The sequence below is a fragment of the Veronia pacifica genome, from assembly GCF_001707825.1.
Lineage (GTDB): Bacteria > Pseudomonadota > Gammaproteobacteria > Enterobacterales > Vibrionaceae > Veronia > Veronia pacifica.
The window spans coordinates 1-7,791 of sequence record NZ_LYBM01000081.1; the positions used below are offsets into that span (position 1 = coordinate 1).

8 protein-coding genes are annotated in these 7,791 nt (G+C 45.6%); 7 read left to right on the forward strand and 1 reads right to left on the reverse strand.

Going from position 1 to position 7,791, the window contains the following annotated elements:
- The first annotated feature begins 171 nt into the window (after nt 1–171).
- The gene (locus A8L45_RS22790) at nt 172–1,296 is read left to right on the forward strand and encodes a M14 family metallopeptidase (RefSeq protein ID WP_068905645.1); all 1,125 of its coding nucleotides are present in this window, start codon (nt 172–174) and stop codon (nt 1,294–1,296) included.
- A 47-nt stretch (nt 1,297–1,343) separates the two neighbouring features.
- Here the strand turns inward: A8L45_RS22790 and A8L45_RS22795 are convergent, their stop codons facing one another.
- Nucleotides 1,344–2,279, reverse strand: a complete 936-nt coding sequence (locus A8L45_RS22795) for a LysR family transcriptional regulator (RefSeq protein WP_068905646.1) — start codon at nt 2,277–2,279, stop codon at nt 1,344–1,346.
- A gap of 109 nt (nt 2,280–2,388) precedes the next feature.
- On the opposite strand from A8L45_RS22795, the gene A8L45_RS22800 reads away from it, so the two are divergent.
- The 6 genes from A8L45_RS22800 to A8L45_RS22825 form a co-directional block, all read left to right on the forward strand.
- The gene (locus A8L45_RS22800) at nt 2,389–3,216 is read left to right on the forward strand and encodes a hypothetical protein (RefSeq protein WP_068905647.1); all 828 of its coding nucleotides are present in this window, start codon (nt 2,389–2,391) and stop codon (nt 3,214–3,216) included.
- A 51-nt stretch (nt 3,217–3,267) separates the two neighbouring features.
- Nucleotides 3,268–4,017, forward strand: a complete 750-nt coding sequence (locus tag A8L45_RS22805) for an amino acid ABC transporter ATP-binding protein (protein WP_068905648.1) — start codon at nt 3,268–3,270, stop codon at nt 4,015–4,017.
- A gap of 16 nt (nt 4,018–4,033) precedes the next feature.
- Nucleotides 4,034–4,822, forward strand: a complete 789-nt coding sequence (locus A8L45_RS22810) for an amino acid ABC transporter permease (RefSeq protein WP_068905649.1) — start codon at nt 4,034–4,036, stop codon at nt 4,820–4,822.
- A 32-nt stretch (nt 4,823–4,854) separates the two neighbouring features.
- Nucleotides 4,855–5,682 (forward strand): transporter substrate-binding domain-containing protein, encoded by an 828-nt coding sequence (locus tag A8L45_RS22815; protein ID WP_068905650.1) that lies wholly within the window; start codon nt 4,855–4,857, stop codon nt 5,680–5,682.
- The gene (locus tag A8L45_RS22820; protein ID WP_217492211.1) at nt 5,679–6,638 is read left to right on the forward strand and encodes an amino acid ABC transporter permease; all 960 of its coding nucleotides are present in this window, start codon (nt 5,679–5,681) and stop codon (nt 6,636–6,638) included. Before A8L45_RS22815 ends, A8L45_RS22820 begins: the two co-directional genes overlap by 4 nt.
- A 1-nt stretch (nt 6,639) precedes the next feature.
- The coding region (locus A8L45_RS22825) for a lyase family protein (protein ID WP_068905651.1) at nt 6,640–7,791 on the forward strand (1,152 nt) is incomplete at its 3' end.

Here is a 7,791-nt window from a genome sequence, read left to right on the forward strand (position 1 = left end):
AAATAATCTTAGCATTAAACCGCTAAACCTGACCATTCTATTATTTTTTCTCGTTCAATATCATTTTTCAACTTTAGTATATAAAAACGAATATATCCTAAATCTGGCATTGCGGCAGACTGTCATTATGTTAGTCTAGCCACCTGTTTATTGTGAATATATCTTATTGATATGAAAATACTGTCTAATTTAGAAAGTGGTAATATTAATATTGTAAAGGCAGAGTCGCCAGATGATATACGTCTTACCATTCCCGCAGACAACCAGACTGATATTGCTCAATGGTTTCATTTCCGTCTGGAAAGTGTCAAACAACAGCCCCATTCTTTCAGTATCCTAAACCTTGCTAATTCTGCGTATCCTGAAGGTTGGAGAGGCTATGATGTTGTCGCGTCATACGACCGGGAAGAATGGTTCCGTATTCCCTCTGAATTCGATGGTGACACGCTGACATTTACAGCGATACCTGAGTGTAGCTCAATGTATTTTGCATACTTTGCGCCCTACTCCTATGACAGACACCAGGATCTGCTTCATAGTGCTCAGACACATCCAGCTTGCAGACTTGAAACACTTGGGACAACACTCGACAATAATGATATTAGCTTGCTGACTATCGGCGAGCCCTCAGAAGATAAGAAAAATATTTGGGTGATTGGCCGTCAGCATCCCGGCGAAACAATGGCTGAATGGTTTATTGAAGGTTTGCTTCAACGACTGCTCGATGAAACGGACACCGTCGGCCGTGCATTATTAGATCACGCCGTGATACATGTTGTACCGAATATGAATCCCGATGGAAGTATTCGTGGTCACCTCCGCACTAATGCTATTGGGGTAAACCTTAACCGAGAGTGGCAGACGCCCTCTGTGGAACGAAGTCCTGAAGTCTTTTTTGTCCGTGAACGCATGCTGGAAACAGGCGTAGATATGTTTCTCGACATTCATGGTGATGAGGCCATACCGTATAACTTCGTTGCAGGCAGTGAAGGTATTCCCTCTTACGATAATGAATTAGCGACAAAGGAAGCCTTTTTTAAACAGGCTCTTCTAACCATTACCCCTGAGTTTCAAGACGAATTTGGTTATACAAAAGATGAACCGGGTAAAGCGAATTTGACCGTTGGTTCAAATTGGGTTGCTGAACAGTTCAAATGCCTGTCTTACACGGTTGAAATGCCGTTCAAAGATCATATAAGTCGTGCAGACTCGTTATATGGTTGGTCACCTGACCGCAGTGTTGCTTTTGGTCATGATACGCTAGCCGCAATATGGGCCACTCTCGATAAGCTCTAACAGCAAGTGTGTATCTACAGCCGTCTGATCTCAGGCGGCTTTTTACTTTATCCACGCCCCATTTTGGCAAGATTTGCCTCAAAGTCGCTTATTTCGTGACTAATACTCTGCAACCATTGATGGAAGGCAACATAAGCCAAATTCTCACTGTCTGCGATGACTCGAACCAGTTTATATGTGTGCGGATTACTCACCACGGGCGGATATAGCGATATCAGTTTTCCTTCTCTCAACGCATCAATCACCAGACATGTACGCCCCATTGCGATGCCCTGCCCTTGTTCTGCAAGTTGTAAAGTGAGATTGGCGTGCGAATCAAAATGTTTGTAATCCACTGGCGGTGAGACATTGACTTTTTCTGACCAAAGCTGCCAGTTTGCATCCAGATGAGATGGCCCCCGGTCGAATACAATTGGCAGTTTAAGCATTTCTTTAATCTGCTCTTTGGTTTTCGCTCCGGGCTTGAGGCCATGTCGCCTGGCAAAGTCTGGAGAACAGACAGGAAAAATCGACTCAATAAACAGTGAATGTTGGCTCGCCACGCTGTATTCAAACTGGCAATGTGAGTAGTGTGCCTCGATATTTTCCCTTGGATTAATGATGTTGAAGGTGATGTTAATATCAGAATGTAATCGACGAAATGCATCCAGACGGGGGAAAAGCCAGCGAACGCCAAAACCCGGATAAATAGAAACTATAAGTTCATTCTTATGTTGTTTCCGCCTCTCTACTTCAATCGTTTTTTGTATCTGTCCTAAGTTCAGCTGCACTGAAACAAGTAGACTTTGGCCTGATGGTGTCAGTGATACCCCTCTTCCCTCGCGAAAAAAGACTTTAAAACCTACCCGATCCTCCAAGGTTTTGATGTGCTGGCTCACGGCTCCCTGACTAATATTAAGTGACTGAGCGGCTTTGGAAAAACTTCCAAGCTCGGTAACGGCTTCAAAGATGTCCAGGGTATGTAGCGATGGCAGCATTTTCATAAGAAATAAGTAAAAACTAATGGGTCCATGAGTGATTGAGGATAGATCAGTTTTTATCCTCGGTGCTAGGGTTTGTTAATACTTTGTTATTTTTTTCTGTGGAGAAGAAATGAATGATCTAACTCAGGATGCGCTGGCATCATTGCGAGAACTGCCTGAATCACTATTGAATGAGATCCCTATTCTGTTGGTTAACCGCAAGGGACAGACTGACGATGCTTATATGAGGGTAAAGAATATTACTGGCTTTGTTGAACCCGACCGAAACTATCAGCTGGGTCTCGGTATGTTTGAACTGACAGAAAATACGCCTGAAATAAAAAACGTTGAGCCGTCCAGTCCATTACGATGCAAAGTTGTTGGCGAGTGGAAGCAGCTCATCACCGCCAATGAAGGTGAGCAAGCGGCAAATATTTTGGGAGACTATGGCCGATTTTACCTTTCTGAGGATACAGATAATGTGGAGATCCCTGTATCGAAAGCAACCCGTGGCGCACTTTCTTACTATGGTTGTCAGCTGGTTCGAGTAGGTGAATTTGTCAGGTTTGGAGGAGACAGTGCATTGCCAGTAACCATCACCTCCGTGGGACGTAGTTATGTTGATGGATATCTGATGCACCCCAACCTTGGTGCAGGCGCCTACCTGGAGGTCCACAATCGTCCACATTTCCATATGCCGCTAGATAATAAAACCAAAGGCGCGCTAATTCTTGGTAAAAAACGGGCTGATGATGTCATTGAGCTCTCTGCCTTTACTATTCCGCTAGGCTATGGCGTCTATACTCCTCCTTGGGTCATCCATGCTGATTCTCACCTTATTGGTAACTACATGGTGGTGTTTTCACGCACCGAACATTACTCAACTGTCTTAGTTCGACGACAGAACAATGAGCTGGCAAGTATACGGTTGACCACAGCTACTATAAATAACCCATAATGCATATGACCGTGAGTGACTGAACCCCAACGGAACACAAAGAGGCGAATCATGAATGGAAGCAATGATGTGCTGGTCGATATCCAATCTATGCATAAGCATTACGGCGCTTTTCATGCGCTGAGTGATATCAACCTCTCTGTCCATCGCGGAGAACGTGTCGTGATATGTGGCCCCTCAGGGTCAGGTAAATCGACGTTGATCCGCTGTATAAACCGGCTTGAGGAACACAGTCAGGGTACGATTTTCGTCAATGACACCCGTTTGGAAAATGACACCAAACACATTACCAGTATTCGAAAAAATGTCGGTATGGTTTTCCAGCAATTTAATCTCTTTCCTCATTTAACCGTGCTGGAAAACCTGACCATCGGCCCGATCAAAGTGAAAGGTCTGTCTGAACCTGACGCTATTCGCCTGGCCCACGAATACCTTGAAAGAGTTCATATACCTGAAAAAGCAAACCGTTACCCAAGTCAACTGTCTGGTGGACAGCAACAACGGGTAGCTATTGCACGCTCTCTGTGTATGGAGCCAGAAATTATGTTGTTTGATGAGCCCACCTCAGCACTGGACCCAGAAATGATCTCGGAAGTGTTGGATGTCATGGTGGAACTGGCCAATAGCGGTATGACGATGATCTGTGTGACCCATGAAATGGGTTTTGCCCGCGCGGTAGCCGATACCATGGTGTTTATGGATCAGGGCAAAATCATAGAACATGCCGATGCTGAGAGCTTTTTCTCCCAACCTAGAGATCAACGTTGTCAGCAATTTTTGAGTCAGATCATACAGCACTGACAGAGAGGGCTTTGCAATGATGAGAGAGAAACCGGCTGGCATATTCGTATCGTGGTCAATCTATCTGACCATCATGTTTGGTCTGGCATATCTGATTCTGGATGGTGCCTCTGCAATGGGTTACAACTGGCAATGGTATCGAATTCCACCTTACTTTTTTTCTATTAAAGACGGCAGCCTTGAGCTTGGACAGTTCACTATTGGCGTGCTCTACACCTTAAAAATTTCCTTTGTGGCTTTTTTTATCGCTTGTGTAGTTGCAGGGATATTGGTGGCATTACGATTATCTCATCTGGTTGTCGGCCGGGCCCTTTCTATCACGATTCTTGAGCTGGTCAGGAATACTCCAATTCTTGTTTTACTGTACCTCTTTTACTACGTGTTTGGTCCGGTTTTTTCTATGGAGCGCGATGTCGCCGGAATTGCCTGCCTTGCTGCGTTTCACGGGGTATTGATCTCTGAAATTCTTCGTTCATCCATTCAGGCTATCCCTTCTGGGCAATGGGAAGGCGCAAAGTCTATTGGCATGTCCCCCTTACAAACTTACCGCTACATTATTTTACCCCAAACGGTCTCTTACGTTATTCCGCCACTGACCGGGGAACTGATACATCTAATAAAAAACTCTGCCGTGGTCAGTGTGATCGCGGTTGTCGAACTCACCACTATCGGTCGGAATGTGATATCGGATACCTACATGAGTTTTGAGGTCTGGTTCACTATCGCCGCCATCTATCTGGTGATCACACTGAGCTTCTCTGCTGTTTTCCATGTTGTTGAGAAGCGCTTTGTGTTTCGACGTTAAATTTACTGGTTTATCAATGAGAGGAAAAAACTATGAATAGGATCGTCAAATGGTTCACCGCTTTTAGCCTCACACTGCTGTTAGTTACAACATCATTTATCTCTGTAGCCGGAACACAGCAGGATGTTGCTCGTTCAAGTGTGATTGAAACGATCAAAAAGCGAGGTTACATGAAAGTGGGTATCTCTCTTTTTGTTCCGTGGTCAATGAGAGATAAGAAAGGCGAGCTGATTGGTTTTGAAGTTGATGTCGCACAAAAGCTTGCTGACGATATGAAAGTCGAAGTTGAGTTTGTTCCTGTTTCATGGGATGGCATTATTCCTGCTCTTGTCTCCGGTAAATTCGACGTGATCATCTCCGGTATGTCTATCACTCCTGAGCGGAACCTTACTGTCAACTTCTCTGACCCCTATGCGTTTTCCGGCCTGAAAATCATTGCCAATAAAGCCATGACTAAGGGCTTCACTCTGGAAGATTTTAATAGTGACAGCGTCACTTTTTCTGCGCGTCGAGGCGCAACGACCGCAAATACGATTCAACAAATGTTCCCAAAAGCTCGATTACTGCAATTTGATGAAGAAGCCGCCACCCTGCAAGAGGTTCTCAACGGTAAAGCGCATGCGACCATGGGATCTGAGCCGTTCCCTTCGACGGAAGTCGCTAAAAATCCAGAAACACTGACAATACCGACAGACCAAATTTTCTCTAAAGCCGCCGAGGCATTCGCTCTGAGAAAAGGCGACCCAGATGCCCTCAACTTTTTTAATAACTGGATTGCCATTAATCATAGAAACGGCTTCCTGAAAGCGCGTCACGACCACTGGTTCACGACTACAGATTGGGAAGATCAAGTGAAATGAGTCAGTTGTCAAAAACACGCAGGGCAGCAGACGCTGCCCGTCCCTCATATCAATTTTATGGGTCAATAAGGCATGCATTTAAGCAATTCCACTGGGGAAATTACGTCCTTTTATTTTTACTGGGAATGTTTTTTTACTATGTCTGGGTTCAGGTAGACCAAACCCTGAACTATAAGTGGAATTGGGAAATTATCCCGAGCTGGGTCATTCGTTATGATGAAGACACTGGCTCATGGGTTCCTAATCTTCTGCTTCAGGGATTGATCACTACGTTCAGGCTCACCCTTTACTCTAGTATCATCGCGTTGATCTTGGGGATTGGACTTGGACTGGCGAGAACCGCAAAAAATCGTGTGGTGTTGATGCTGGCGAGAACGTACCTTGAACTGCTGAGAAATGTACCTCAAGTCGTTATTATTTTTGTGTTCTATTTTTTTCTGTCAGAGCAAATCGTTCAGGCGCTGGATATTGAAAGTTGGGCGCGCCAAATCGCCAGAGGAGAAAACAGTGGAATATGGTCATTTTTCTTTGGAGACATGCGCCGCTTCCCTTCCCTGGTCTCAGGTGTGTTGGTGCTCTCACTTTTTGAGAGTGCGTTCGTTGGCGAAATAATCCGCACGGGTATTCAAACGGTACCCAAAGGCCAACACGAAGCTGCATCCTCGATAGGCATGACGCGCTTTCAGTCAATGAGGTATATCGTTCTGCCCCAAGCATTCAGGAAAATACTTCCCCCATTAGCTAATCAACAGATCATTTTAGTGAAAAACAGTGCTTTTGTGTCGCTTATCGCGGTACAGGAACTGGCATATAAGACAACAGAGCTGGTGGCCACCACTCGCGCTATCTTTGAATCCTGGCTGACAACGGCAGCGTTCTATTTTGTGATTTGTTTCGGGCTCTCGTTACTGTTCAGACGGTTGGAGCAGCGTAGTAAAAGCCATGAGAGGTCATGATATGGATAAGACAACAAAAAAAGAAGGTATGCGCCAAGAAACAGATTGCTTGGGTTCAGTCTTCATTGATCGTCGTGCGCTGTATGGCATCAACACCGTTCGGGCCAGAGATAACTTTGCGGTATCCAACGTCAAACTGGGTGACCAGCATGACTATGTCACTGCTCTGGTGATGGTCAAGCAAGCAGCGGCAATCACTAATCACCAGTTGGGTGTGCTGTCCACTGATAAAAGAGATGCCATTGTGGCGGCCTGTCAGGAAATTGCAAACGGCGCACATCGTCAATGGCTCATCGCCGATGTACTGGAGGGCTCCGGCGGAACATCAACAAATATGAACATCAATGAAGTCATTGCCAATCGTGCGCTACAACTTCTTGACTATCAGCCCGGTGATTATCACCAACTGCATCCCAACGATGATGTGAACTGCAGTCAATCAACTAATGATGTTATCCCAACGGCCATGCATATCGCCTTGTTATTGAGGGTGCCCAAATTACTCATCGCCTTAAATGAATTGGCCGAGAGTCTGTGTCAAAAACGTGATGAGTTTTCACAAGTTTTGCGGGTGGGGAGAACCTGTTTGCAGTCTGCTCAGCCAATGACACTGGGGCAGGCATTTAGTGGCTATGCATCAGTGGTTAAACGGTGTGCTTCTCATATTGAAACAGCGATGACTGCACTCAATGTGGTGGCGCTTGGAGGGACAGCCATTGGCACCGGGTTCGGGGCCGCAGAGTCTTACCGGAGCCGTGTTGTTGAAAACCTCAATGATATTTCGGGATTGACACTCAGGGCTGCCGATGAGCACTTTGATGTTATGCAAAATGCCGACGATATCGCTCGACTGTCGGCTGAGATCAGAATTGCTGCGGAGATGCTCGGAAAAATAGCCACTGACCTGACCCTGCTGGGTTCTGATGATGCTGGAGGTTTAGGTGAAATAGCTTTACCTGAACAGCAAGCGGGGTCCTCAATCATGCCCGGTAAAGTGAATCCCGTTATCCCTATGTTAGTTCAACAGATATGGTTTTCAATTGTTGGCAATGATAGCGTCGTGTCGCAGGCGGTATCTCATGGACAACTGGAGATCAATCATTTTGAGCCAGTAATGATCACACGTTTGTTTGATTCGGTTGACCTGCTAACC

What these genes read in the sequence shown, in the direction of transcription:
- A8L45_RS22790 (WP_068905645.1), top strand. Translation starts at nt 172, where the DNA reads ATGAAAATACTGTCTAATTTAGAAAGTGGTAATATTAATATTGTAAAG.
- A8L45_RS22795 (WP_068905646.1), bottom strand. Translation starts at nt 2,279, where the DNA reads ATGAAAATGCTGCCATCGCTACATACCCTGGACATCTTTGAAGCCGTT.
- A8L45_RS22800 (WP_068905647.1), top strand. Translation starts at nt 2,389, where the DNA reads ATGAATGATCTAACTCAGGATGCGCTGGCATCATTGCGAGAACTGCCT.
- A8L45_RS22810 (WP_068905649.1), top strand. Translation starts at nt 4,034, where the DNA reads ATGATGAGAGAGAAACCGGCTGGCATATTCGTATCGTGGTCAATCTAT.
- A8L45_RS22815 (WP_068905650.1), top strand. Translation starts at nt 4,855, where the DNA reads ATGAATAGGATCGTCAAATGGTTCACCGCTTTTAGCCTCACACTGCTG.
- A8L45_RS22805 (WP_068905648.1), top strand. Translation starts at nt 3,268, where the DNA reads ATGAATGGAAGCAATGATGTGCTGGTCGATATCCAATCTATGCATAAG.
- A8L45_RS22820 (WP_217492211.1), top strand. Translation starts at nt 5,679, where the DNA reads ATGAGTCAGTTGTCAAAAACACGCAGGGCAGCAGACGCTGCCCGTCCC.